At 68.9% G+C, this 24,887-nt stretch carries 26 protein-coding genes and 5 pseudogenes; 15 read left to right on the forward strand and 16 right to left on the reverse strand.

The genetic code is table 11. The features are described 5' to 3' along the window. The first annotated feature begins 247 nt into the window (after positions 1-247). A complete protein-coding gene (locus CLM62_RS51790) occupies positions 248-493 on the forward strand; it encodes a hypothetical protein (RefSeq protein ID WP_257004030.1) in 246 nt (81 codons plus the stop codon). Between the two features lie 1,134 nt (positions 494-1,627). On the opposite strand, the gene CLM62_RS23305 is transcribed toward CLM62_RS51790, so the two are convergent. Next, on the reverse strand, positions 1,628-1,819 hold the full coding sequence (locus tag CLM62_RS23305) for a hypothetical protein (RefSeq protein WP_095751850.1): 192 nt from the start codon (positions 1,817-1,819) through the stop codon (positions 1,628-1,630). Then, complete coding sequence (locus CLM62_RS23310) at positions 1,816-2,232, reverse strand: dihydrofolate reductase family protein (RefSeq protein WP_095751851.1); 417 nt, start codon at positions 2,230-2,232, stop codon at positions 1,816-1,818. Before CLM62_RS23310 ends, CLM62_RS23305 begins: the two co-directional genes overlap by 4 nt. Before the next feature lie 202 nt (positions 2,233-2,434). Here CLM62_RS23310 and CLM62_RS23315 point away from each other — a divergent pair, with 202 nt between their 5' ends. The 4 genes and pseudogenes from CLM62_RS23315 to CLM62_RS23330 all read left to right on the forward strand — a co-directional run. Next, positions 2,435-2,779, forward strand: coding sequence for a hypothetical protein (locus CLM62_RS23315; RefSeq protein ID WP_095751852.1), 345 nt, complete (start codon positions 2,435-2,437; stop codon positions 2,777-2,779). A 47-nt stretch (positions 2,780-2,826) separates the two neighbouring features. Next, the gene (locus tag CLM62_RS23320) at positions 2,827-3,777 is read left to right on the forward strand and encodes an NmrA/HSCARG family protein (RefSeq protein WP_095751853.1); all 951 of its coding nucleotides are present in this window, start codon (positions 2,827-2,829) and stop codon (positions 3,775-3,777) included. Further along, a complete protein-coding gene (locus CLM62_RS23325; protein ID WP_095751854.1) occupies positions 3,778-4,539 on the forward strand; it encodes a 3-oxoacyl-ACP reductase family protein in 762 nt (253 codons plus the stop codon). A 111-nt stretch (positions 4,540-4,650) separates the two neighbouring features. Further along, a pseudogene (locus tag CLM62_RS23330) lies at positions 4,651-4,905 on the forward strand (aldo/keto reductase); the annotation flags it as partial. Between the two features lie 309 nt (positions 4,906-5,214). On the opposite strand, the gene CLM62_RS23335 reads toward CLM62_RS23330, so the two are convergent. Continuing rightward, the gene (locus tag CLM62_RS23335) at positions 5,215-5,673 is read right to left on the reverse strand and encodes a carboxymuconolactone decarboxylase family protein (protein ID WP_095751855.1); all 459 of its coding nucleotides are present in this window, start codon (positions 5,671-5,673) and stop codon (positions 5,215-5,217) included. Between the two features lie 94 nt (positions 5,674-5,767). On the opposite strand from CLM62_RS23335, the gene CLM62_RS23340 reads away from it, so the two are divergent. From CLM62_RS23340 to CLM62_RS23350, 3 genes are all read left to right on the forward strand, one after another. Continuing rightward, on the forward strand, positions 5,768-6,757 hold the full coding sequence (locus tag CLM62_RS23340) for a pirin family protein (protein WP_095751909.1): 990 nt from the start codon (positions 5,768-5,770) through the stop codon (positions 6,755-6,757). A 23-nt stretch (positions 6,758-6,780) separates the two neighbouring features. Next, positions 6,781-7,119, forward strand: coding sequence for a GNAT family N-acetyltransferase (locus tag CLM62_RS23345; RefSeq protein WP_095751856.1), 339 nt, complete (start codon positions 6,781-6,783; stop codon positions 7,117-7,119). A 189-nt stretch (positions 7,120-7,308) separates the two neighbouring features. Continuing rightward, a complete protein-coding gene (locus tag CLM62_RS23350) occupies positions 7,309-7,569 on the forward strand; it encodes a hypothetical protein (protein ID WP_143659129.1) in 261 nt (86 codons plus the stop codon). 15 nt (positions 7,570-7,584) lie between these two features. Here CLM62_RS23350 and CLM62_RS23355 read toward each other — a convergent pair. Together CLM62_RS23355 and CLM62_RS23360 are read right to left on the reverse strand one after the other, a co-directional pair. Further along, positions 7,585-8,530: pseudogene (locus CLM62_RS23355) on the reverse strand (fumarylacetoacetate hydrolase family protein). Positions 8,531-8,639: 109 nt separating this feature from the next. Then, positions 8,640-8,957 (reverse strand): annotated as a pseudogene (locus CLM62_RS23360) (MFS transporter); the annotation flags it as partial. A 25-nt stretch (positions 8,958-8,982) separates the two neighbouring features. On the opposite strand from CLM62_RS23360, the gene CLM62_RS23365 reads away from it, so the two are divergent. Further along, complete coding sequence (locus CLM62_RS23365; protein ID WP_257004031.1) at positions 8,983-9,135, forward strand: hypothetical protein; 153 nt, start codon at positions 8,983-8,985, stop codon at positions 9,133-9,135. Between the two features lie 170 nt (positions 9,136-9,305). Here CLM62_RS23365 and CLM62_RS50800 read toward each other — a convergent pair whose 3' ends face one another. Further along, entirely contained in the window at positions 9,306-9,479 is a 174-nt protein-coding gene (locus CLM62_RS50800; protein ID WP_218835619.1) for a hypothetical protein, read from the reverse strand. A gap of 9 nt (positions 9,480-9,488) precedes the next feature. On the opposite strand from CLM62_RS50800, the pseudogene CLM62_RS23375 reads away from it, so the two are divergent. Next, a pseudogene (locus CLM62_RS23375) lies at positions 9,489-9,815 on the forward strand (hypothetical protein); the annotation flags it as partial. 164 nt (positions 9,816-9,979) lie between these two features. After that, entirely contained in the window at positions 9,980-10,447 is a 468-nt protein-coding gene (locus tag CLM62_RS23380; protein ID WP_095751858.1) for a MarR family winged helix-turn-helix transcriptional regulator, read from the forward strand. Positions 10,448-10,506: 59 nt separating this feature from the next. Here CLM62_RS23380 and CLM62_RS23385 read toward each other — a convergent pair whose 3' ends face one another. Continuing rightward, on the reverse strand, positions 10,507-10,863 hold the full coding sequence (locus tag CLM62_RS23385; RefSeq protein WP_179382200.1) for an SsgA family sporulation/cell division regulator: 357 nt from the start codon (positions 10,861-10,863) through the stop codon (positions 10,507-10,509). Positions 10,864-11,333: 470 nt separating this feature from the next. Here CLM62_RS23385 and CLM62_RS23390 point away from each other — a divergent pair, with 470 nt between their 5' ends. Next, a complete protein-coding gene (locus CLM62_RS23390; protein ID WP_095751860.1) occupies positions 11,334-11,726 on the forward strand; it encodes a VOC family protein in 393 nt (130 codons plus the stop codon). A gap of 775 nt (positions 11,727-12,501) precedes the next feature. Here CLM62_RS23390 and CLM62_RS23400 read toward each other — a convergent pair. The 3 genes from CLM62_RS23400 to CLM62_RS23410 all read right to left on the reverse strand — a co-directional run bounded on the left by CLM62_RS23400 (position 12,502) and on the right by CLM62_RS23410 (position 14,378). Continuing rightward, a complete protein-coding gene (locus CLM62_RS23400; protein ID WP_095751861.1) occupies positions 12,502-12,960 on the reverse strand; it encodes a pyridoxamine 5'-phosphate oxidase family protein in 459 nt (152 codons plus the stop codon). A gap of 106 nt (positions 12,961-13,066) precedes the next feature. After that, positions 13,067-13,444, reverse strand: coding sequence for a DUF805 domain-containing protein (locus CLM62_RS23405; protein WP_257004032.1), 378 nt, complete (start codon positions 13,442-13,444; stop codon positions 13,067-13,069). 256 nt (positions 13,445-13,700) lie between these two features. After that, positions 13,701-14,378 (reverse strand): SDR family NAD(P)-dependent oxidoreductase, encoded by a 678-nt coding sequence (locus CLM62_RS23410; RefSeq protein WP_095751862.1) that lies wholly within the window; start codon positions 14,376-14,378, stop codon positions 13,701-13,703. Positions 14,379-14,605: 227 nt separating this feature from the next. On the opposite strand from CLM62_RS23410, the gene CLM62_RS23415 reads away from it, so the two are divergent. Continuing rightward, on the forward strand, positions 14,606-14,827 hold the full coding sequence (locus CLM62_RS23415) for a hypothetical protein (RefSeq protein WP_143659130.1): 222 nt from the start codon (positions 14,606-14,608) through the stop codon (positions 14,825-14,827). A gap of 140 nt (positions 14,828-14,967) precedes the next feature. Here the strand turns inward: CLM62_RS23415 and CLM62_RS51795 are convergent. Beyond that, positions 14,968-15,102, reverse strand: a pseudogene (locus tag CLM62_RS51795) (transcriptional regulator); the annotation flags it as partial. A 176-nt stretch (positions 15,103-15,278) separates the two neighbouring features. Here CLM62_RS51795 and CLM62_RS23425 point away from each other — a divergent pair. Continuing rightward, a complete protein-coding gene (locus CLM62_RS23425; RefSeq protein ID WP_095751864.1) occupies positions 15,279-16,256 on the forward strand; it encodes an aldo/keto reductase in 978 nt (325 codons plus the stop codon). Positions 16,257-16,322: 66 nt separating this feature from the next. After that, entirely contained in the window at positions 16,323-17,174 is an 852-nt protein-coding gene (locus CLM62_RS23430; protein ID WP_095751865.1) for an aldo/keto reductase, read from the forward strand. 217 nt (positions 17,175-17,391) lie between these two features. Here CLM62_RS23430 and CLM62_RS23435 read toward each other — a convergent pair whose 3' ends face one another. From CLM62_RS23435 to CLM62_RS23455, 5 genes are all read right to left on the reverse strand, one after another. After that, a complete protein-coding gene (locus CLM62_RS23435; protein WP_095751866.1) occupies positions 17,392-19,431 on the reverse strand; it encodes a trypsin-like peptidase domain-containing protein in 2,040 nt (679 codons plus the stop codon). A 1-nt stretch (position 19,432) separates the two neighbouring features. Next, complete coding sequence (locus CLM62_RS23440) at positions 19,433-21,286, reverse strand: peroxidase family protein (RefSeq protein ID WP_095751867.1); 1,854 nt, start codon at positions 21,284-21,286, stop codon at positions 19,433-19,435. Positions 21,287-21,580: 294 nt separating this feature from the next. After that, entirely contained in the window at positions 21,581-22,852 is a 1,272-nt protein-coding gene (locus CLM62_RS23445; protein ID WP_095751911.1) for a sugar ABC transporter permease, read from the reverse strand. Between the two features lie 5 nt (positions 22,853-22,857). Beyond that, positions 22,858-23,640: an ATP-binding cassette domain-containing protein gene (locus tag CLM62_RS23450; protein WP_095751868.1), complete on the reverse strand. Its 783-nt coding sequence runs from the start codon at positions 23,638-23,640 to the stop codon at positions 22,858-22,860. A 37-nt stretch (positions 23,641-23,677) separates the two neighbouring features. Further along, positions 23,678-24,769, reverse strand: a complete 1,092-nt coding sequence (locus CLM62_RS23455; protein ID WP_095751912.1) for a substrate-binding domain-containing protein — start codon at positions 24,767-24,769, stop codon at positions 23,678-23,680. Positions 24,770-24,887 lie beyond the last annotated feature (118 nt).

Here is a 24,887-nt window from a genome sequence, read left to right on the forward strand (position 1 = left end):
GCAACAGACAGCAGAGAACCGGCCGTTCCCTCTGTGGTAACCCTCGCGGTCCCCGCGATGCTCTACCCTCGACGGACGATCTAGGCCGCTCGAGACGCGGAGGGTGTCCGTGGACGCGATTGCACCTGAACTATTGATGGCTCTTGCCGGAGGTACTGCAGGCGCAGCGGGGCAACAACTGTGGGCGTCTTTGCGCGACCTGGTCAGACCGCCGACGCAATGTGAGGAGCCGTGTGAGGAGGATGAGTTGACGGTCCTCGTTGATACGGCTAACACCGCCGAGCGGGCCAGGGAGCTGGCCGGGGCGCTGATGGTGCGCGCGCAGCAGAATCCCGCCTTTGCCCAGGCACTGGAGTCCTGGGGGCGTGAAGTCGAGGCATTGGGCGATGCGGTGACTGGCGCGGGCGAAGTAACCAACACGATCTCCGGCGGCACGCAGAACACCGTCGTCCAGGCGCGCGACATTCGCGGTTCCATCAACCTCGGCGGCTGACACGCGCGGCCTGCGGCAGCAGAATACCGCAGACGAGGAATAAGCGCACTCCGCCAGTAGCCGACCGGCTCACCGAGACGCTCCAGCAGACCCTGACCCAGGACGACGTCACCCTCTCGTCCTGCGCGCCGTCTTCTGTTTCGGAACCCGCAGCGTGGCGGTCGTCCTCTGAGGCAGCTGAGGATCGCAACAGCCATAGGTAGGGTGCGATGAACCGCACCTCGGTGGTGGCGGTCGCCCTTCGGGGCGGCCGAGGATTGCGGGTGGCGGTCGAGACGGCCGCGGATCGCAACGGCTGTATCGGCGGCCGGCACCGCTGTGTCGGTCTGGAGGCGGTGGCCCGGGGCGATCGAGGATCGCAACTCCTTCGCAAGCAGCGGCGCCCTGGATGGTGCTCCTCGCGGGCCGGGGCAGCTCATGAATCGTGACGTGGACAGGTAGAGCGACGGTGCGTTGGACATGTCACAGGCGGAAACTGACTGCATCGACGACCTCCGCCGTGTGAATACGGTCTGTAACCGCCGGCCGAGCCTGGGTGGAGTGTCACAGGGATGCGTTCTGGAACACCGAGTGGGCATCTACCAGCACGGGGAGATCCCGGTGCTGGTTCGGTGCTGACTCGAACGTCGGCGATCAGCCAAAACCGCAGGTCCTAGCCCCGATCGAATGAGTTGTCGTACCACTCGATGGTGGTGCCGATGAGGCTGGCGGTGACGATGCGCTTGAGGCTGGCGGGGGGTGGAGGAGCGGGCGCGGGGTAGGACATCGATACCCCTTCCAAGCGGTTGGTGGGGACATTTTCGTGTCGCCATACCGTAGGAATCCGCAGGTCAGTGGCACATGTGGTGGCGCACCATAGTTCTGGGTGCGGACGTGTTGCTCGACGCGTGCGGACTGGGACCGCTCATCGTGCCCGAGCCGGAGGAGGCGTCGGCCCGGACCGGTGACCGAGGGCTCGTCGACGACGTACTCGCAGCTGTCCACCGCCCACGACATGCTGGCGACGATGGGCGCCGATGCCTGCGCCGATCGCGCACGCAGTTCCAGACGGTGCTCGCGAAGGACCCACATCGCGCGACCTGTACCGGTCCGGCCGCATACGAAGCCCGGCCGTTGCGATCGCCCGGACCAGTTCTACAGGTTCCCGGCGCGGCCGGGTGGCCGATACCGCAGGAGCACGTTGCCCGAACGGAACACGGTCACCGCCCCCGCCGTCAGGTCGATGCGGTCCTTCAGGCCGGCGTACAGACTCCACCCGCGGCCCAGCAGCACCGGATGCAGCAGGATCCGCAGCTCATCCACCCATCCCCGCTCCAGCAGTGTCACGGTGATTCCGAACTCCCGAAGATCGCGACGTCACCGTCGGATTCGGCCCGGAGCCGGGCGATCTCGGCGCCCAGATCGCTGCCGTCGGTGACGCGGGTGTTCTCCCAGGGGGTGACCGGGCCGCTGTCCGTCACCACCGTCTTGGGCACGGCGTTCATGAAGGCCGCGACCTCGGGCAGCCGCTGCGCCGCGTCGGCCGAGGTCCAGACCTCGGCGAAGTGCTCGTAGGTGCGCCGGCCCAGTTGCAGGGCACCCACTTCGAGGGTCTGGCGCAGGTTCCAGTCGAAGAACTCCTCGTCGTACAGGCCCCAGCCCAACTCCCCACGGGGGCCCTCGTGATAGCCGTCGAGGGAACAGAACAAGAACGCGAACACCTGCTGCCGGCTGCCCTGAGGCGTCGAGCAGTGACTCATCTCGTCTCCTTCCAGTCGTCGCCGCGTCAGACAGACCGGCTCGGAAGACAAAACTCATCGGGCGTGCGCCGGTTCTGTTCGTGATGCGGCCGGACCCAGCCTGCAGTCCGGAGGCGCTCGGCGGCTGCGGCGGCGGTCCATCGATCATGACTGGCCATCGGCACTGTGCACCCGGAGTCTCGCGCCGGGAGACTGGCACATCATGGAGTACGTCGCCGTCGACGAGGAAGCGCCGCTCACCCGGGTCCCGGACACCATGGACCTCGACGTGGCGGCGGCGCTGCCGACGATCGGTGTGACCGGTCTCGCTCTGACGAGCATGCTCGCACCGCTCAAGGGCAGGACTGTCCTGATCGTGGGCGCGCGAGGCGGCGTCGGCTGCAGCTCCGCATGCGTCGCCGCTTTATTTTCGTCAACCTGGATGATCCGCTCGTGGGCACTCGCGCCCATCATTGCGCGCCCGTTGCCGCGGGAAGCTCGAAACGATCATGGCTCGATCACACCTCAAGTGTTGATGTGTCAACTTATTCGCGATAGCGTCCGTTGATGCATCAACTAGTCAATGAGACGCCTCTTCTGACAGGGACAGCTGCCATGAACGACAAGAAGGTCATCGCGGTCGCCGGAGCGACGGGCGCGCAGGGCGGCGGCGCCGCACGAGCGATCCTCGCCGATCCGGAGTCGGGCTTCACGGTCCGCGCGCTCACCCGGAACCCCGACTCGCCCGCCGCCAGGGAACTCGCCGCGCTCGGCGCCGAGGTCGTCCGAGCGGACTTCGACGACGAGCCGACTGTGCACAAGGCGTTCGAAGGTGCCTACGGCGCCTTCCTCGTCACCAACTTCTGGGCGCACATGTCCGCGGCGAAGGAAACGGAGGAGATCAAGGCCCTGGCCCGGGCCGCCAAGGCCACGGGCCTGCGCCACGTGGTCTGGTCGACGCTGGAGGACACCCGCGAACTGCTGCCGCTGGAGGACGGCCGGATGCCCGTCCTCCAGGAGAAGTACAACGTGCCCCACTTCGACGCCAAGGGTGAGGGCAACGAGCTGTTCCGGCAGGCCGGGGTGCCGACCACCTTCCTGAACACGACCTTCTACTTCCAGGGCTTCTTGCAGGGCCTCGGTCCCCAGCGCGGCGAGGACGGCGTGCTGACGCTGACCCTGCCGCTGGAGGACGGCAAGCTCCTCGCCGGGGTGGACGTGGCGGACATCGGCCGGACAGCTTTCGCCATCCTCAAGGGCGGCGAGCAGTTCATCGGCCGCACCATCGGTCTGGCCGGCGATCACCTGACCGGTGCGCAGTACGCGGAGAAGCTGGGGGCCGCGCTCGGCGAGCCGGTGCGCTTCCAGTCCGTGCCCTATGACGTGTTCCGGTCCCTCGAGATTCCGGCGGCCGACGAGATCGGCAACATGTTCCAGTACTACGGTGACTTCGATCAGGAGTTCACCGGCGCCCGCGACCTGAACCGGCTGCGGGAGCTGAACCCGCAGCTCAGGAGCTTCGACGCCTGGCTGGCCGAGAACGCCTCGAAGTTCGAGGTGAAGTGAATGAGCGAGACCACCACCGTGAGCGGGCAGCTCGGCGGCAAAGTCGCCTTGGTCACCGGCGCGAGCCGCGGCATCGGCGCGGCCATCGCCCGTCGCCTGGCCCGGGAGGGCGCGGCCGTGGCGATCACGTACAACTCGTCTCCCGGCCACGCCGACAAGGTCGTCGAGGGCATCACGGCCGAAGCCGGCAGGGCGGTCGCCATCGCGGCCGATGCGGGGGACGCGGTAGCGGTCCGAGCCGCCGTCAACGGCACCGTGGAGGCCTTCGGTCGCCTGGACATCCTGGTGAACAACGCCGGGGGCGGTCCCTTCGGACCGTTCGAGCAACTCACGGTCGACGACTTCGACCGGTCCGTCGCGGTGAACATGCGCTCGGTGTTCGTGGCCACCCAGGAGGCGCTGCGGCACATGGGGGACGGCGGCCGGATCATCTCGATCGGCAGCGTCTTCGCAGAGCGGATGCCGATTCCGAACGGCACGACGTACTCGCTCACCAAGGCGGCCATCGGCGGTTTCACCCGGGCGCTGGCCCGGGAACTGGGGCCGAGGGCGATCACGGTGAACAACATCCAGCCCGGTCCGATCGACACCGACGGCAATCCGGCTGACGGTGACCTCGCCCCGGTGATGATCCCACTGACCCCGGCAGGACGGTTCGCCTCCCCCGAGGAGCTGACCGGCCTGATCGTCTACCTTGCCGGCCCCGAGTCGGGCTACGTGACGGGCGCGACGATCAACATCGACGGCGGCTACACGGTCTGAGCCGCTCGAGCATTCAGGGACGCGGCAGGTCGGGCGCCGAACCGACGACGCTGGACGATCTGATCAAGCCGGTGATCGAGGTCTGCGAGTTCTACGGCACCGTTCCGTGGCGCGGTCCGCGAGCTGAGCTCACTGGCTCAAAGCAAGGGCATCTCGGTCACCCAGCTGGCGCTGGCCTGGCTGCTCGCACAGGGCGACGACATCGTGCCCATCCCGGGCACCCGCAGCCCGCGGCGTCTGGAAGAGAACGTGGCCGCCGCGCAGGTCACGCTCACGTCCGAGGACCTCGCCCGCCTCCAGGAGATCCTGCCGCACGGATCGGCCGGCTCCCGCTACCCGGCGGGAGTGATGCCGGCCTGGCAGTAACCCTGGCTATTCGAGTCACCCGTACTCCGGAAGACATGATCGCTGGTGGGTCGCGCCAACGAAGAGTCGTCAGCACAGCAGGTAGGTGCTGAGGCACGACGTGCGGGACGAACCTCCAGCGCCACTCACAAAGCAAGGCGCACCCATGTCATTTTCCTGGGCCCCCGAGGTGATCGAAATCTTCGGCGCACCGGGAGAATTTCCCTCTGCCCATATGCCCGTCGGGGATGTCGCAACACGTCGCAGCACGATGGAACCCGTTCACGCCATGATCGACAAGGGGTGGGCCCCGCCAAGCAAGACACCGTCTCACGTACTCCGATTCGCCAGTACCGGGTGCTTGCTCATGATCGAGACCCGGTTGAACGCGTTGATGGTGACCGCCACCCAGATCGCAGCGGAGATCTGGTCATCGGTGAGCACCTGTCGAGCGGCCTCGTAGGCGGTTTCCTGTGCGACGGCATCGGTGGGGTCGGTCGTGGCCTCGGCCAGTGCGAGGGCCGCGCGTTCCACGGGCGTGAACACCTCGGTGTCCCGCCAGGCGGCCAGCACTCCCAGCCGCTGCGCCGTCTCACCCGCGCGCACGGCGGCCTTGGTGTGGATGTCGAGGCAGTAGGCGCAGCCATTGATCTGCGACACGCGGAGGTTGATCAGCTCTACGACGGTGCGGTCGAGCCCCGCTTCGGCGGCAACCGCGCGCACCGCTTCCGACGTCTGCACCAGGGCGTGGAAGGCCTTGGGGCTCTGTTTGTCGATGTAGATCCGCATGTCTCCCGCTCGCTGTGTACTTGCTTTGGCCTTCACCCTAAGATCATGGCATCGTAGTTGATGTGACAACAATATTTCACGGGAGGTGGTCTCGGTGAGCAATGTCGAAGCCGAGCCGGCAGTGATGAGATGCGGGTCACCGGTCGACGACGTGCGGCCGGCCGGGCCGCCACGGGTCGACGTGCTCCCCGCACGGGATGTGCCCCTGGGCGGACCGCGCTCGATGACGGTGCGGCGGACGCTGCCGCAGCGGGACCGGACGCTGATCGGCGCCTGGTGCTTCGCCGACCACTACGGTCCCGACGAGGTCGTCGACAGGGGAGGCATGGCGCTGCCCCCGCATCCGCACACCGGCCTGCAGACGGTGACCTGGCTGTTCGGCGGGGAGGTCGAGCACCGCGACACGCTCGGCACCCACGCCTTCGTGCGGCCCGGGGAAATCAACCTTATGACGGGCGGGTACGGCATCGCCCACTCGGAGGTCTCCACCCCGCGCACGACCGTCGTCCACGGCGTCCAGCTGTGGGTGGCGCTGCCGGAGGAACATCGGAATGCCGAACGGGACTTCCAGCACTATGTGCCCGAGCCCGTGCGGATGGAGGGGGCCGAGATCAGGGTCTTCCTCGGCTCGCTCGCCGGTGACGTCTCTCCGGTACGGACGTTCACGCCGCTGCTCGGCGCCGAGATCATCCTCGAACCGCGTATGACGGTCGCCCTCTCCATGGACACCGACTTCGAGCACGGCCTTCTCGTGGACAGCGGGGACGTCCGCGTGGCCGACACGCTGCTGCACCGGGCGGAGCTGGGCTATGTCCCGCCGGGTGCCGACGCGTTGACGCTGACGAACGAGTCGGACGGTCCGGCGCGGACGATTCTGCTCGGCGGCACCCCCTTCGAGGAGGAGATCGTCATGTGGTGGAACTTCATCGGCCGCAGCCACGAGGACATCGTCAAGGCCCGCGAGGACTGGGAGGCCTCCTCCGACCGCTTCGGCACCATCGAGGGATTTCCCGGGGGCCGGCTTCCCGCGCCCACCCTGCCCAATGCCACCATCAGGCCGCGTCGCAACCCTCCGCGTCGCTGACCTCACTCAGAAAGGCACCCCCCATGAGCCAGCCTTCTGCCGCCCCGGTCGTCGAGCGGGTGGACGTGCATCATCGGTACGAGGTCGTGGTCGACGGCAAGCGCGCCGGCGTGACCGAGTACCGCGATCACGGTGAGCAGCGAGTGTTCTTCCACACGGAGGTCGACGACGCCTACGCCGGACAGGGCCTGGCCGCACAGCTGGTGCGGCAGGCGCTCACCGACACGCGCGACTCCGGGAAGCGGATCGTCCCGGCCTGCCCGTACGTGGCCAAGTTCTTGAAGAGGCATGACGAGTTCGCCGACATCGCCGACCCGGTGACCCCTGAGATCCTGCGGTGGCTGGTGGGGCAGCTGGGCTGACTGGTCGCCGCCCGGCCACTGCGGGTCTCCACAAGGAACAGCGGCCGAGGGTGCGTTACGGCGTCATGGCCATCACCCGCGCACCACGGGCGATGGCCGGCTGCACCGCGAAGGTCCCCGCGCCTGCGGCGGCATGGATCAGCGCTGAGCACCACCGTGACCAAGGCCCGTACGACACCGGCTTCCGCCATGCCAACCCTTGCGCCGACGGCCGCTCGCCCCCGCCCGGCCGCCACCACCCTGCTCCGGGCCGCCACCACCCTGCGCCATGCCGTCACCGGCGGCGCCGCGCTCCTGTGGACCGCGCTCGTCGTCATACCCGCGTACTGGCTGTTCTTGACCAGCCTGCGCGGCCGTACGGACTTCACCACCGCCGGCCCGCCAGCCCGCACGGCTCTTCGTCCCGCCGCCTCGCGGTGGTCCGCTCCCTCGAACACTTCGCGTTCCTGAATATTGACGCGCATGTCATGGCAGCCGGTGGCGGGCGGGCGGCACGGGGACGGGTTCCGGGCCTCGACGACGGTGTTGCGGATGGTGCCGATGCCCTCCACGGTCATGGTGACGGTGTCTCCGGGGACGAGGGGTGGTGGTTCGAACAGGCTGCGGCCGCCCCATAGTTCGGCCAGGCAGCCGCCGTTGCCGCTGGTGCCGGAGCCGAGGACGTCGCCGGGATGGACCCAGGTGCCGCGGGAGGCGTAGGCGACCATGTCCTCGAATGTCCAGGCCATGTGGGCGAGTTGGTCCTGTCTGACCGTCTGGCCGTTGACGTCGACGGTGAGTTCCAGGTCGAGGAAGCCGTCGGTGGTGCGGTGGGGTTCGAGTTCGTCGGCGGTGACGAGCCAGGGGCCGAGGGTGGTGGCGGTGTCCTTGCCCTTGGCGGGGCCGAGTTTGACGCGCATTTCGCGGCCCTGGATGTCGCGGGCGGACCAGTCGTTGAGGATGGTGTAGCCGAGGATATGTTCCCGGGCCTGCTCGGGGGTGAGGTCCCGGCCGGTCCGGCCGATGACGGCGGCCACCTCCAACTCGAAGTCGAAGCGTCGGCAGCCCGGCGGCACCGGACGTCGTCGCGGGCGCCGATCACCGCGTAGGGGTTGGTGAAGTAGAACGCGGGCGCGGCGTACCACTCATCCGGAACGGTGTCGCCGTAGCCCCGGGCGACGCCCTCGACATGACCTTCGAAGGTCATGAAGTCCCGTACGGTCGGCCGCTGGAGCGGCGGCAGTAGCCGGACGTCGGCGAGGGGCACGGGGAGGGAGCGGGCTAGAGCGCGTACCCCCGCGGTGCGCAGGGCGTGCTCGCCCTCCACGACGAGGTCCAGGAGGTCGACCGGTTCGTCGAAAGGGTGGACCGCTGCACCCTGGACGACGCCGGAGCGCTTCTCGTCGGCGTGGAGGAAGGTGGCGTACTTCATGCCTGGCTCTCTTCCATGACGGCCGTGTCGGTCGCGCGGCGCCGGACACCGAGGAAGACAGCTGCGATCACGGCGGCGACCACGCAGGCCGCGGCGGTGAGGATGAGTGCGTTGTTGTAGAGGCCAGCCCCTTGGCGCGCGCGGCCGGGGTAGGTGTGCCCGCGGTGATGACCGCGAGGGAGGCGGGGAAGAGGGCCGCGGCGCCGATGCCCGACAGGGCCTGCCCGGTGATCAGCTGGGCGGCGGTGTCGGACGTGCCCGAGACCAGGTAGCCGACCGCGGCCAGCAGGGCGCCGCCCACCAGCAGTTTCTTACGGCCGTACAGGTCGCCGAGGACACCGAAGGTCAGCGCCAGCACCGCGGCGGGGACGAGGAAGGCGTCGCTGATCCAGGTCAGTTCCGCGCCGGAGGTCTGCAGGGAGCGCTGGGGGCACGGCGAGATCAGGGCCGACGTGGACGGTGGTCAGGCGGGAGCGCTGCTCGCCGTGTGCTACTTCTCGACGGTCCTGCGCTGGATCCGGGAGGAACCCGCGCCCTTCGAGCTCCCCGACCGCCTCGACGGGGCCCTCGACATCGTCCTCCGCGGCATCCTCACCGCCTCGTGACGGAGCAGGCGGTGGTCTTTGTCGCGGTGAGGCTCGGCGTACCCCGCACCTGACCTGCGCCAGCGGAACCTGGCCCGGAACTGCCGGGACCCGCTGAGGCGGCGTCCGGCGACGTTGCACCGGAGCCCAGGGCGGCCCGGCGTCTCCCGTGCGACCGCGATCCCGGCTCATCAGGCAAGGTGATCAGACGGCACGCTCACTGCCCGGCTGACGTGCCCGGTGGGCGCGCAGTCACTGAACGCCCGGCTGACGTTGAGGTCGTGGTCCCAGCGGGGGAAATTGCTGGAGGTGACGTGGACGCGCAGGCGAGGGCCGGCGCGGAGCACGTAACTGGTGGACTGCATGTCGGCGGCATGTCCGTGAACTCGCCCGGTGCGGTGCCCGTCCGTAGGATCCCGTCGACGACGTTCCGGGTCACGCCCTCGCGGAGAACAGGCCCTCGGCTGCTGCTGGCCCGCCCCTACTACCACTCGGCCCAGCTGGGCCGCGCGAAGGCGCGGTTGCGCGAGCTCAACGAGCGGGACCCGGTCGAGCACTACGCGCACCTGTTGCTGGGCCGCGCCCTGCAAGGGCCTGCGCGATCCACCGGCATCATGGCGCCCGCCGGTGCGTCCGGCCCGTACCAACGCCAGGGCCGCCACGACGAGGCGGAACCCTGGCTGCGCATCGCCGCGGCCTTCACCCGCAACCCTCCCCGCCACCGACTGAACAGGCGGGCAGGGCCGCCGCGGTTCACACCGGCGGCGCCCACGGCCAGCCACAGCTGCCACGCACGCACTGGGCGTTGACGGGTCACCTAGCATCCTGGCAGGTGACCCGTCAACGGTCACTTACACTCATCTACATGAAGGAGACGGCGCGGTGGTTGACCCCGGAGGAGCAGCACGCGTGGCGGAGTTTTGTGCGGTTGCACGAGCGGCTGGGTGGCCGGTTGTCGCGTTTGTTGCAGGCCCAGTCGAAGCTGTCGGCCGCGGACTTCGCGGTCCTGGTCAATCTGACGGATGTGCCGGAGGGGCGACAGCGTTACCAGGACCTGTGCCGTGATCTGGAGTGGGAGAAGAGCCGGATGTCCCATCACATCGCGCGGATGGCCGGCCGGGGGCTGGTGGTGCGGGAGGAAGCCCCTGATGACGCGCGGGGGGCCTTCGTGGTGATCACTCCGGCGGGGCGGGAGGCGATCGAGGCGGCGGCTCCGCGCCATGTGGAGGCGGTGCGCGAGTTGTTCCTGGACCATGTCACGCCGGCTGAGCTGCGGATGCTGGGCGAGATCTCCAGTCGTGTGGTGGCGAAGCTGGACGAGGACCCGGCCTGAGCCCGGACGGCTTCACTCGAGCCCCGGGTTTCCGGCCGCTCGGGCGAAGGCGTGGTTTCTCAGGCGGCGCCGTGCAGCAGACGCGCCAGTTCGCCGTCCACGTCCAGACCGTCGGCCTCCCGGCCGGCCGGGACCGACTGATACGTGCGCTGCAGCCACTGCGCCACCGTGGCGAGGGGAGCGGTGAGGCGAGCGGTCCCCTGGGGGGACGACAGAGCGATGTTCGGCTCGGCATCGGGCCCGTGCCCGACCGGCCAGATGTGCACATCGCCCTGCCCGCTCGGCCTCAGCAGGCCTTGGGCCGGCAGATCGCGGGCCAGGACCCACGGGACTGAGCGGTCGGTGTCGGTATGGAAGACCCAGGTGCACGGCAAACGGGTCGCGCGCCAGGCGGGTCGGCACGGCGATCCGCTCATCCGACGCGAGCACGAACTCGGTGTACAGCAATGGCCCGGCAAGGGAGTGTGCGCATATTTGCTTGGTGCATCAACTATCTTGGTAGGGGGCACAACGTTTCCGCGCGCTGATGGTCGTACGCCTCCCTCGCGACGTTCCGCGACCTTCACCATGAGAGGCCCCCGAATCCGGCTCGCTTCGCCCGGACGTCAGAGAAGCACGCCCATGACCGCGCCGTTCCGCCTCATCAGCACCGTCGACTACCACACCGCCGGCGAACCTTCCGCCTCGGTATCGGGGTGGTGATGCGGCGGTGTGACGACGATTTCGCTGTCGGCCGGCGGAGCACGAGCGGCGGCCGGCCATCGCTTCGTGAGGGTGAAGGGCGCACGACCATGCGGACGCCGCCAGCGTGGCGTGCGTCCGGCCGTGGCGCGCGTGGTGTGCCCTGAGATGTCAGGACGGCTCACACGCGAAGGAGACACACGGCATGTTCGGACAATCGCAGGCGTTCAGCGGCTTCTCGGTCGACGACCTCGGCGAGGCCCGCCGGTTCTACGGTGAGGTTCTCGGCCTCCAGGTGGAGGAGGCCGGGCAGGGGAACATGCGGACGCTGATCCTCAAGCTCGGCAGCGGCGCGGACGTCTTCGTCTACCCCAAGGAGACGCACACCCCTGCGACGTTCACGATTCTCAACTTCCCAGTGGACGACATCGGGGCCGCGGTCGGTGAACTCGAGCGGCGCGGCGTGACCCTTGAGCGCTACGCCGGATTCGACCATGACGAGAAGGGCATCGTGCGGGTTGGCAACGGCGGCCCTGCGGCGATCGCGTGGTTCACCGACCCCGCCGGGAACGTCCTCTCCGTGCTCCAGGAGAACTGACCATTCGTTGCGAGCGCCTGAGCGAGCCTGTGGCCCGGCGGCTGTAGGCGGCGGACGATGACGATCGGGGCGAGTTGGAGAAGCCGCGCGCATTCGACGGCGAGCGCGATGGTGGAGAAGGGCTGGGACTTTTCGGCGCGATCAACCTTGGTGAAGAGCATTTCCTGATCAAGGTTGGTCCTGGTCGTCCTGGTGGACCTGGTGGTCCTGGCCGATCAGGGGGTCGGTGCCGAAGCCGGACTGTCCTGCCCGACGCTCGGCGAGACCGCACCGTCCGCAGGTCGCCGCCGGGCGGCTCCTCAGGGCATGCGGCTCAAGCGTTCGACCTCCTCCGCGAAGCGCAGGTGCTCGCGACCGCGCGTGCTCACGGCAGGCCAGGCAGGTGACACGATCCGGACGCGGAGAGGTCATCGCATACGGCACCCGCAGCCCGCATCCAGTAGTGACGAGGCTTGGCAGGTCGCCGGCCCAGGCCGAACTCGGATGCCACCATGTTCCGGACAGCGGCATCGCCGTGGACCACGTTCGCCTCGACATGGATGTGCGGGTCGTTCCCGCCCATGGGTCCTCCCTGCTCAGACGACTGGACTGACCAAGAGTGCTGCCGCGCGGCAGCATCCTGCGGGATGAGTCTGCCAGGTGCCCCATGCTGGTGGCTGGTGTGATCATGGCGTCGCAACCCTCGCCGCCGCAGGAAGCCCCATGCTGTCGATGCCGTAGCCCGCAGTTGAGACCACTCTCGTGTGACTCGGACGGGCAAGGTGTCCCTTGGTTGTCACAGCTTGCGGAAGTCCCAGGAGACGGTCTTCGACGGTGTCAGGCGGATCCACGCATGCCGGCCATCGTGCGGCATAGCCTCCAGACCGAAGTTCTTGCGGGCGAACAGCGGTTCCAGCGCGTCGAGTTCGGTGCACGGTTCTCCGGTGCGGGGGATCTCGCCGACGAACTCCACAGTGCCTGACAGCTCGACCCCGCGCAGCTCCCCGTACCCCTCGCCGGAGTCGACGACGATCGCGACGCGCGGGTCGTGACGAAGCTCGGCCCATCGCTTGCTGCGCACGATGGAGTAAAGCCACAACGAGGTGCCATCCCATGCGAACCAGAGGGCACTGACATGCGGGGCGCCGTCGCTTGAGACGGTAGCGATCCGGCACGTGCGCTGGGTGGCGAGGAACTCGTCCAGCTCGTCCGGCGTCATCATGATCTTCCGGCTCCTGCGCTGAGTTGCAGCCATGCGGGCCTCTCTTCTCTTGCGTCAGGGTGTCAGGGTGGGGGTCTTGTCTGGCGTGGCGTCAGAAGAATGGGCCCTTCTCCATGAGCCTGCAATGGTGGCGTCAGGCTCAGCCGACGGGGTGGCCGACGGCCTTGGGGGAGGAGCCGTACTGGTTGGCGTCTGGGGCGCTGTCCACCATCATGCCCACGAGGTAGACGATCGGGCCGACGACCGGAACCAGGGCGATGAGCATTCTCCAGCCGGACTTGCCGGTGTCGTGCAACCGGCGGACGGAGACGGTCAGCATGGGCACGATGAGCGGCAGCAGGAGGACGCTCAGCAGCGGGGCATTGATCGCGAAGCTGACCACGACGAGTACGACGGTGGCGCTCACGTACAGCAGCGAGAACCACCAATACTCCGAGCGCCGGGCGCGACCGGAGAACGTGGCGTACTTGGAGGTGAGACACACGCGCGCCGCGTCGGCGAACGACATGCTGGTCATAGTGATCCTTTCGCGGAAGCGTCTTGGGGACACGGTGGATCGGGCGACGGGGGCGCGGTCGTGCCGACGGTGCCGGCGCCGTCGCCTCGGCGGCGTGGTCGGCAAGGGATCGGGAGCGTGTGCGAAGCCGTTCCGCTGGTTCTCACGCTGCCGCCGGTCCTGCCGGCGGGGCGAGCTCCTTGCGGATGGATCGCGCCGCGGCGCGATCAGGGTTCGACGACGGGGTGGGAGTCGCGTCAGGGCAGCCGGTGCGGCGTCAGCCTCTGAAGATCCGCTCGGCTTCGTCGCGGTGGGTGGTGTGGAGGTCCCAGTAGACGGGGGAGATCTGGTCAGCCGTGGCCTTCGGCTGTCCGTAGAAGGTGGGGGTGCCGATCGACACGTCGATGCCGACGTGGGCGGCCTGGATGCCGGTGCCGGCCAGTTCCTTGTGCAGGTTGATCGCCCAGTTGCGCAGCGCCGCGGCGGCGGCGTTGACGTTTCCGACCTGCGGGACGGGGTCGATGGAGCCGGCGCCGGTGGTGTAGAGCAGGGTGCCCGTGCCGGCCTCGCGCATGGCGGGCAGTACCGCCTTGGTGGCGGCGATGGCTCCGTAGAGCTGGAACTCGATCTCGTGCTGCACGTGGGACGGTTCGGTGTCGGCCGGGGTGGTCAGGGCGGTGGAGTGGATGGTCCCCACCGGGGAGTACTCCAGGACGTCGATGCCGCCGAACTGGGTGGCGGCGGCCTTGAGCGCTTGAGTGAGTGTGTCGTGGTCGAGGACGTCCGCGGGGAAGGCGGCGGCGGTGATGCTCTCGGCGGTGAGCTTGGCGACGAGGTCGTCGAGCTTGGCGCGGTGGCGGGAGATCAGGGCGACGTCGAAGCCCTGGGATCCGAAGGTGCGGGCGATGGCCAGGCCCAGCTGGGGGCCGGCTCCGACGATGGCGATGCTGGTCACAGCGATCCTTTCGTGGAAGACATGGCAGTGGATGCCAGAAAATATGGATAGATCTATCCGATTCCCAATCGGATAGGCCTTTCCGGTTCATCGTCACCACGGTACCACGGAACTGGATAGGCCAATCCGATTGCTTGGTGCCGGATGCTCTACGCCGGCAGTCGGAGCGATGTCCCATCGACAAGTCGATGTTCTGTGCGGTCACCAGTCCGATGGAGCGGTGGACGGTGTCGTGGGCCGCTGCCCGCTGCGTTCCGGATGGCCGCCGGCCACCCCGTGGCCCAACTCCCGCCCGGACACCGGGCTTCGGCGAGGGACAGGGAGCCGGCGGCGGCTTCGGCACCGGAACCGCCTGGGACGGCCACGGCAAGCGCCCCGACCGTCCGGTGCTCGTGTTCGGCGGCGGCAAGAACGTCGTCTCGGCCGAGTTCTGCGGTGAGACACCATAGTTAGGGAGCGGAGTGTGCGTGCAGCCCCCATGCAGCGTGGTGGATGGGGCCGGCGCCGTGGGACAGGGGCAGGTCGGTGCCTCGGTTGTGGCGGCCACCTCCTCGCGGCGCAGGCCGGGAGTCCGGTGCAGGCCGGGAGTCCGGTGCAGGCCGGGAGTCCGGCGCAGGCCGGGTCCGACGGTGAGGCCGACCTGGTCGGGTCTGGTCTGCGCGCGGCGGGCGCGCAGGAACCGGCCCAGCTCGGCAGTGGCGCCGCTGCTCCGCTCGGGTGCGATGCCCTTCCGTGTCACACCGCGCTGACCTGCACGGCAGGCGCGTGGGGGGCCCTGTCGTTACCCCGAACGCCACTCCCCGGCACAGCTCGGCCTGCCACCGAGGGCGAAAAGGCGCGAGGGTGGATTCCGGACAGGACAGAGGAAACCGGCAAAAGCCAAGGAACGGAGCATTCTCGATGCGGCACGTCAAGCTGGGTGACCTGGAGGTTTCCCGCATCGGACTGGGCGCCATGGGCATGTCCCACGGCTACACCGGGGCCGGGAGGGACGATACGGAGTCGATCCGTACCCTCCACCGGGCCCTGGAGCTGGGCGTCACCTTCATCGACACCGCCGAGATCTACGGCCCGTACACCAACGAGGAACTCGTCGGCCGCGCCCTCAAGGGCAGGCGCGACCGGGTCGTGGTGGCGACGAAGTTCGGCTTCGTCTCGCACGCGGGCGGCGGGCCGGGACACCTGGACAGCAGCCCGGCCAACATCCGCACCGCCGTCGACGGCTCGCTCAAGCGCCTCGGCACCGACTGCATCGACCTGTACTACCAGCACCGCGTCGATCCCGAGGTGCCCATCGAGGACACCGTGGGGACGCTGGCCGAGCTGGTCGCCGAGGGCAAGGTCCGCCACATCGGCCTGTCCGAGGCCGGTCCGGACACCATCCGCCGGGCCCACGCCGTCCACCCGGTCACCGCCGTGCAGTCGGAGTACTCGCTGTGGACGCGGGACCCGGAGGCGCGGGTGCTGCCGCTGCTGCGCGAGCTGAACATCGGCTTCGTGCCCTTCTCGCCGCTGGGGCACGGGTTCCTCACCGGGCAGATCCGCTCCACCGAGGACTTCGACGACACCGACTGGCGCAAGAACAACCCGCGCTTCACCGGCGAGAACCTCCGGCGCAATCTGCGTCTCGCCGACGAGGTCCAGGCCATCGCCGCCGAGGCCGGCGCCACACCGGCGCAGATCGCCCTGGCCTGGCTGCTCGCCCAGGGCGACACCATCGCGCCGATCCCCGGCACCAAGCGCCTGAGCCGCGTCGAGGAGAACACCGCCGCCGACGGCATCGAGCTGACCGCGGAGCAGATCGACAAGCTCAACAACCTTCCCCCGGCCGCCGGCGAATCGCACGACGAGGCCGGCATGCGCCTGCTCGAACGCTGACCGGCCGCCGCGCCCCGTGCCGTCCGGCCACATACCCGCACCCCGCCCCGCACCCAAGGAAGTCCCATGCAGACCGTCACCCTGAACAACGGCGTCGAGATGCCGATTCTCGGCTTCGGCGTCTACCAGATCCCGCCGGAGCAGACCGAGCAGGCCGTCACCGAGGCCCTCGCCGTCGGCTACCGCCTGCTCGACACCGCGGCCGCCTACATGAACGAGGAAGCCGTCGGCCGTGCCATCAAGAAGAGCGGCATCCCGCGTGAGGAACTGTTCGTCACCACCAAGCTGTGGGTCCAGGACGCCCCCTCTGAGGAGAACACCAAACGTGCTTTCGAGAAGTCGATGGCCAAGCTGGGCCTCGACCACCTCGACCTGTACCTGATGCACCAGCCGTACGGCGATGTGTACGGCCAGTGGCGTGCGATGCAGGACCTCCACCGTGAGGGCCGTGTCAGGGCGATCGGCGTCGCCAACTTCCACACCGACCGGCTGGTCGACCTCATCCTCAACAACGAGGTCACGCCCGCGGTCAACCAGATCGAGACCCACCCCTTCTTCCAGCGCACCGCGGACCAGGAGGTCATGCGCGAGCATCGGGTCCAGATCCAGTCGTGGGGCGGGTTCGCCGAGGGCAAGAACAACCTCTTCACCGACCCGGTCCTGAGCGACATCGCCGAAGAGCACGGCAAGTCCGTCGCCCAGGTCGTGCTCCGCTGGCTCATCCAGCGTGAAGTCGTCACGATCCCGAAGTCGGTCCGCCCGGAGCGCATGGCGGAGAACTTCGACGTCTTCGACTTCGAGCTCACCGACGACCAGATGGCCCGGATCGCCACCCTGGACACCGGAAGCTCGCTGTTCTTCGACCATCGCGACCCGGCCATGGTCCGCCGGCTCGGCAAGGTCCGTCTCAACGACTGACCCGGAGGCTTCACCATGCCCCATCGGCAGGACCTCACCGACGCAAGAGCCGCACCGAGGCGACGCACGCTTCTTCGGGGCGCACTTCTGGGAGGAGCCACTGTCATGGCCGGCGTTCAGACGAGCGGCTGCTCCAGGGTCGTGGCTGCGCCGCATCGGCCTGCGCCGAGGCTGATGCGGCGCGGGGCGTGGCGGAAGCCCTGTCGAACGGTTCGGCTCAGCCGCCGAGGTGGCTGCCGATCGACCGGGCGACCTCGGCGTGGGCGAGGTACTCCACGATGCTGTGCGCCCGGTCGCGGGCGTTGACGACGGCGAGGTCGGTCAGCCCGTCCGCCCAGTCGTCGCCCAACGGGCATCCGATGGCGACCGAGTCGGTCGGGCACCATGCGTTGAGCCAGTCCACCACCTTGTCCGGGCGCTTCGGCCCGCCGACGAGCAGCCTGCTGTGCACGTGGTCCAGGCCCAGGGGACTTCCCGCCGTGGTCAGGTGGATGAGGTCCACACCGGGGGGGAGCCGCGTGGTGAGATCCATGCCGACGACCGAGCCGAGGCTGTGGCCGACAAGCACGACTTCTCCCGCGTCCGGCATCGTTTCGAGGACGCAGTCCTGGACCTCGTCCCGGATGCGCCGGTCGCCGAGGTACGCGGCCACGTCACGGTAGATCAAGGCGATGGCCCACGCGTCCAGGTCGCTCCTGGCGGCCAGCCAGCTCAGCTGTCTCTGCAGGGTCCCGACCACGTCGTCCAGGCCGATCCGCTCGGTGGCCAACTGCCTCTCGTGCGGCATGTGCCACTTGGCGGCCGCCTCGCCGACGATCTCCTCGTACACCGCGCGGGCCGTGGCAGTGGCGGGTGCGACCACCTCCGCCGCCGTGGCGGTCGGCGCCTCGACGATGCGGGGGACGGCCTGATGCGTGGTGAGGGCCTGCGCCAGTCTGTCGCCGTAGTAGGGGAACCAGACGTCCGCCGGGTCGACCGGGGGGAGCCCGGCGCGGACGAGCCCCTGATTGAGGCCGGCCGCCCATTCGCGGCGCAGTTTCTCGGGGTCCTTGCCTTCCTGGGAGCGGCCGTGCAGGAAGACCAGATGCCGGTTGCCGCCGAACGCGCCGTCCCGGGCGCGCAGTCCCGTACGCGCGGTGGCCCTCTCGGCGGCCGGGCGCGGCGCGGCGACGGCGGGAGTCGGAGTGGGAGCCGGCCCCGGACCGACTGCGGCCTCCGCGAGGCGCAGCCCCGACTCAGGGCCCATCTCGGCCAGCAGCGCCTGCTGCCGGGAGGTGAGGGGCAGGGCGGCGAGGTGCTTCAGGATGGAACTGATGCGGACGCCCTCGTTGGACACCCAGTCGATGGCGTCGTCTCCGTCACCGGGCCGCCAGACCTGCCCGTCGCGGCGCAGGACGCGGCCCTGGTCGTCGGTCCTGGGCACACCGCTGTGGTGGAGCGCGACGACCTCCCACTGGTCGTTGAAGACCGGGGAACCCGAGTTGCCGGGCTCGGTGTCCGTCTTGTAGTGCACGAAGTCGTCGAGGCGCACCTGGAGCATGTTGTCGCGTACGGCGATCTCCTTCAGGCGCCCCATCGGATGGCCGATGACGTTGACCGGCTCGCCGATCACCAGCTTTCCCGTCTGGGCGCTGAGCCGGTTCCACCCGAACGTCTCCCCCGGGGGCCGCCGGTCCGGGCCGGGTGCGACCAGCACCAGGGCGAAGTCGAGCGTTGCGTCCGCCGCGAAGAACCCGTCGGGGTCGAGTTCCAGCCGCGTCGCCGGCTGCGGTGTGTTGTCGACGGTGACCTGAGCCTCGAACTCCACGAAGCACTGCCGGGCGGCCTCCGCGTCGGTGAGCACGTGATGGTTGGTCATCAACAGGCTCGGCGACACCAGGAAGCCGGTGCCGATCGGCAGCTCGCGGCCGTTCTCCCGCACCGAGATCCGGGCGATGGTACGTGCCGCCCGGACGCCGCGCGGCAGGAAGCTCCATGCCTGCAGGTCCTTGGACACCCCGAGGATGCGTTCGTACGCGGCGGGCGCGGCCAGCGGTTCCGTGCGGACGGCCTCCACCACCATGGCGGCGGGCACCGCGTGCCGGTCGAGCAGGCGGGCCGCGCGCGCCGCGAGCGCCTCCTGCGAATCCGGGAAGGTGACCCCGGCGTCCCGCTGCCGCTCGACCGCCCGCCGCTCGTCGCCGGTCTCGCCGTACCGCGCGGCGGCCGCCGCGACCTGGCGCTCCCGCTCCGCGCGGGACTTGTCCGTCGCTTCCATGTCAGTCCACCGTCCTTCCGGCGGTGTGCCAAGGCACGAAGGCGTTCGTCAGCCCCGCGAGAGCCGTGCGCAGCTCCGGGTGGTGGCGCAGCAGCACCGTGATCATGCTGTTGTCGTCGATCCAGGCCATACCGGCCTTGGAGTACACCTCGGGGGTGTAGTACTCGGTGAAGAAGCGGTCGCTGTTGAGCCGCCGTGATGCCATGAGGATGAAGATGCGGAACGCCGTGTCGCTGAAGGCGAATCCGGCCGGCAGTTTCTCCGCGTACAGCCCGACCATGAGGTCGACCTTCTCGATGTCGCCGTCGTAGAGCCGCTCGATCTGTTCGGCCCATGCCGGGTTGTCCGTCAGCTCCGTGAAGTCGGCCGCGGGCTTCAGCCGCAGCAGCCGCCGGAACTCGTTGTAGCGGGGGACACCAAGCTCCCGGGAGCGCAGGATGTCGGTGGCGGCGAGGTCCTGCAGATGCCCGTCCGGACGCTCGAACTCCTGCAGGAACCTGGGGAAGTTGTGCAGGGTGACCAGTCCGGGGTGGAGCGTGCCGAAGCTGTAGAGCAGATCGGCCATCTCGGTGGTCTCCAGGACCTTCAGCGCCCCGGGGCCGGAGATGTCGCGGAGGGTGCAGTGGCGCAGGGTCTCGTCGTCGGCGGCGGAGCGCAGATGCCACTCGTCGCGGATGAGCGGATGCATGCGGTAGACGGCCACGAATTCCTCGGTGAGCGAGTACGGGACGCCGTAGTGGTCCGTCGCGCCGCCGGGGATGCCGCTGATGACCTCACTGTCGCCGATCCGGCCGAAGAGTCGGTGGACGCGTTCGCCCGCGATGCCCCACCAGTTGGCGCGCAGTGCCTTGACGGTGGTGGGGTGGCTGATCACGGCCGGTGTCCACTCCACGGTGTGGATCTTCGCCAGGAGCGCGGCGTTGACGAGCCGGGCACGCTGGAACAGTTCCTCGTCGTTCCAGGACGGATACGTGGCGTGCAGGTGGTCGCAGATCGCGTTGTGCTCCTTGGCGAACAGGCTCTGCATCATGGCCAGACCCAGCCAGAACCCGGGAACACGCGAGGGGTCGCGGCCGGCGTCCGAGGGGAACGGGGACTGCTCGTCGTCCCACAGATGCAGCTTGCCCGACTCGCCGGTGCGCATCCGGCGCTGCTCGGTCTCGTTCGTCCCGTAGATCTGCGAGGCGTCCCACCAGTGGGAGGACACGTTGACGCGGGTGTCGGGCATCCCGGTGGGTGCCTGCGGGTCGCGGGTCGGGTCGTCCGGTGTCCGCATGATCCGCATGGGGTGTTCCGGCCACGGGTCGTCGTCCATGAGCGGTACTTCCCAGGGCCGTTCCTTGGGGCTCGTACCGTGGCTGAACCAGTCGCGGATCATGAACTGAAGCCAGGCGGCGACCAGGGAGTTGACCGATTCGGCCGGGGTGAGCTCGTCGCGGGTGAGCAGGGCGCGGCTGACCTCGCGCGGGTTCGGCCTGGACAGTACGTCCTGAGGCGTGGCCGGGCCGATCCGGTCCAGCGGGATGTTCCGGCCGAAGCGGGTGCCCGCCATGCCCATCCGCGGCTCGTCGAGGTCGTTGCGGCTGCCGTCGGCGGTCCGGTTGACCTTGTGGCTCTCGGAGGGGGGCGCGGGATCGGGCAGATCGACCGAGGGCAGCCGACCGGTGTCGTGGAGGTTCTCCTGGCGGAGTCTGACGCGTAGCCCGAGGAGCGTCGCCAGGCCCGGAATGACGGGCAGCCTGTCCCAGCCGATGCGCCGGTCCACGAGTTCGGCGCCGCGGGTGACGATCCGCCAGGGGAATGACGTACGGTATCCGGTCGCGGAACGCCGTGCGGCGCGTGGTTGCTTGCTCATCGCGATGCTCCTTCGGCGGTTGCGAGGATCACGTCGCTCGCCTTGTCGCTGATTGCGTCTGCACCCGCCAGTCGTTGTCCTCCGCGGCCGAGAGAACAACCTTCAACAACTGCTTGTCCTGGGCGGCCAGTTCGGGGCGGGGAAGTCAATGCGGCGACGAGAACTACGGCCGAACCTCCCGACAAGGGAGCGGAAACCCCCTGAAAGCACTCTAAATACCACGTTATGGGAACCGGTGCTCTCCCGCACCTCGAGGTGCGCGCCGTGACGGCTCGGCCGTCTCCTGAGCGGACGTCAAGCCCGCCCGTGTGCCTCCTGCGTGCGGCGCGACAGCGAGTCGATGACCACCGCTGCGAAGAGCACCCCGCCCGTGATGATGAACTGGACCGCGGCGGGGGTGTCCGTGATCGCCATGCCCGAGGCGATCGACTGGATGACCAGCATGCCGAGCACCGCGGACCAGGTCGTACCGCGCCCGCCGAACAGGCTGGTGCCACCGATGACGGCTGCCGCGATGGCGTTCAGCAGCAGGACACCCGAGCCCGAACCCTGGCTCACCGAGGTGATGCGCGAGGCCAGGAACAGGCCGCCGACCGCGGCCATGGTGCCCGAGACGGCGAGCACCGCGGTCTGCACGCGGATCACGCTGAGGCTGGCGCGCCGGGCCGCCTCCACGCCGCCGCCGAGTGCGTAGACCTGCCGCCCGTAGTGCGTGCGGCGGAGAATGATGTCGAGGCCGGCCACGACCACCAGAAAGATCAGGAGGGCGAGCGGCAGACCCTGGAAGCGGTTGAGCAGATACGCGGCGGCGAACGCGATCACCGCGAGCACGCCCGTGCGCACCCCGATCGCGCGGAGCGAGCGGTGCGGCATGCCGACGGCCATGCGGCGCCGCCTGTCCTGGTGGGAGACGAGGAAGACCATGCCCGCGCCGACCGCCGCCACGCCGTAGGCGGCGGCGTCATGGGTGAAGTAGTAGCTGGTCAGCTTGGCGACGAGCCCGTTCTCGTCGAGGTTGACGGTGCCGCTGGTTCCGAGGATGTAGAGCATGAAGCCGTTCCAGGTGAGCAGCCCCGCGAGCGTGACGACGAACGCCGGCACCCGCGTCCGGGCGAAGGAGAAGCCCTGGACGGCCCCGGTGACGGTCCCCACGAACACCGCGATGATGACGGCGAGCCATTCCGGCACGCCGTTGTTCACGTTCAGAACGGCGAAGACGGCCGCCGCGAGACCGCTGATCGAGCCGACCGACAGGTCGAGTTCGCCGATCAGCAGCACGAAGACGATGCCGACCGCGATCAGACCCGTGCCCACGATGTCCACGCTGAGATTGGACAGGTTCCGGGGGGAGAGGAAGTTCTCGTTGAGGGTCTGGAAGGTGATCCAGACCGCGGCGAGGACGAGGACGACGGGGAGCCAGCCCAGTTCCCCGGCGCTCAGCTTGCGCCGGAAGACGGCGACCCCGTCCTCCACGGCGCGGGCGATGGCCCGCTCGCGGTGCGGGGGACGAGCCTCGGTGCGGGGTGCGGTGGGTTCGGCCCGGGTGTTGTCCGCCATGTCGCGCATCCCTTTCACCATCCCGACTCCAGCGGGGCCGGCCGCCGGGGCACGTTTTCCGTGGCGCCGGTGATGGAGGAGATGATCTGTTCCTGAGACGCGGTGTTCACGTCGAAGAAGCCGTTGTTGCGACCGAGCCGCAGCACGGCGGCCCGGTCCGCGAGAGCTTTGACGTCGCCCATGTTGTGGCTGATGAGCAGCACACCCACGCCGCGGTCGCGCAGGTGGTCCACGAGGTCCAGGACCTCGGTGGTCTGCTCGATTCCCAGAGCCGCGGTCGGTTCGTCCAGGAGGAGGACCCGCGGCTCGCCGAGGAGCGAGCGAGCTATGGCGACCGTCTGCCGCTGGCCGCTGGACAGCGAGACGACGGGGGCGCGCAGATCGGGGACGGCCCTGGTCAGCCGTTCCAGCAGACGTCTGGTGCGGCGCTCCATCTCCACCTCGTCGAGGAACCCGAACCTGCGGATCTCCCGTCCGAGGAACAGGTTGCCGACGACGTCGAGGTTCCCGCACAGCGCGAGGTCCTGGTAGACGGTGGCGATACCGAGGTCCCGGGCGTCATGGGGGCGTTTGATGTGGACCGCCCGGCCCTCCCACTCGATGACGCCCTTGTCCGCGGGGGCGACGCCGGAGATCGCCTTGACCAGGGTGGACTTGCCGGCCCCGTTGTCGCCCAGCAGAGCGACGACCTGGCCGGCGTAAATCTCCAGCTCGATGTCGGAGAGGACCTCGACGACGCCGAAGCGCTTGCACACGCCGCGCAGCGCCAGCAAGGGGGGAGCCGGCACGGAAACCATCTCCTTCCCGGGGACCGGACCTCGCCGGAACCGGCTGTCAGGTCAGCCCGGCCCTGTCGCAGGCCGAGGCGAGCTCGGGGGTGCAGATCTGCGCGATCGTGTACATGCCGTGCTTCACCACGGTGTCCTCGATGGTGTCGACGGTCACGGACACGGGGGTGAGCAGGACCGCCGGAACGACGTGCCCGTCCCGGGTCCTCACCTCTCCCGTGGCGACCCGGTCGAGGCTTTCCCCGCGGGCCGCGTCCACGGCCATGGCGGCGCCGGCGGACGCCTCGGGCCCGAAGGGCTTGTAGACGGTCATGTACTGATCGCCGCCGATGATGCGCCGCACGGCTCCGAGTTCGGCGTCCTGCCCGGTGACGGGCGGAAGCGGGTCGACCTTGTTCGCTCTGAGGGCGGAGATGCTGCCCGCGGCGAGGCCGTCGTTGGCTGCGTAGACCCCGTGGATGTTGCGGACGCCGAGGGCGGAGATGGCGCCGGACATGTTCGCGTTCGCGGTCTCGGTCCGCCACTGGTGGGTGTCGTACGCCTTGCCGATCTTCACTCTGCCCTCGAGCACGGACAGCGCACCTTTCTTGAACGACACCGCGTTGGGGTCGCTGGGATCGCCGTTCATCATCACGATCTGGCCGTCTCGCGCTCTGTCGGCCATGGCCGTCAGCAGCGCCCTGGCCTGCAGCTTGCCGACCTCCTCGCCGTCGAACGAGACATAGCCCGAGATCGGGCCCTCGGCGAGACGGTCGTAGGCGATGACCGGGACATCCGCCCGGTTCGCCTCCCTGACCGCGGCGGCGAGCGATCGGGCGTCCACGGCCACCAGCACGATGACATCGACCCCCTTGGTGATCATCGATTCCATCTGCTCCTGCTGGATGGCCACCTCACCCCTGGCATTGCCGTGCTCGACCGTGCACTCGTCGCACAGCTCCTTGATCTTCCGCTCGAACAGCGGCCTGTCCTGGGTCTCCCAGCGAGCCGTGGTGGAGTCCGGCAGCAGCAGAGCGATGTGCGGTGTGCTCTCCCCGCCACCGGATTCGTTCCCTCCGCCCGCCCCGCAGGCCGCGAGAGCGACGGCCGTCGAGATCGCGGTCATGGCGACGGCCGCGTCCCGTATGCAGGCCTTCAAGACGACCACGTCGTCAGTTTGGCACCAGTTTTGGCGATCTGCGAATGATGCCTGCTAGTGATGTTATTCAAGCTGATCTGTCCTATTACTTCCCATGTGCGATTCTGGTACGTGGGTG

The organism is Streptomyces sp. SA15 (assembly GCF_002291145.1).
In the GTDB taxonomy this organism is placed as follows: Bacteria; Actinomycetota; Actinomycetes; order Streptomycetales; family Streptomycetaceae; genus Streptomyces.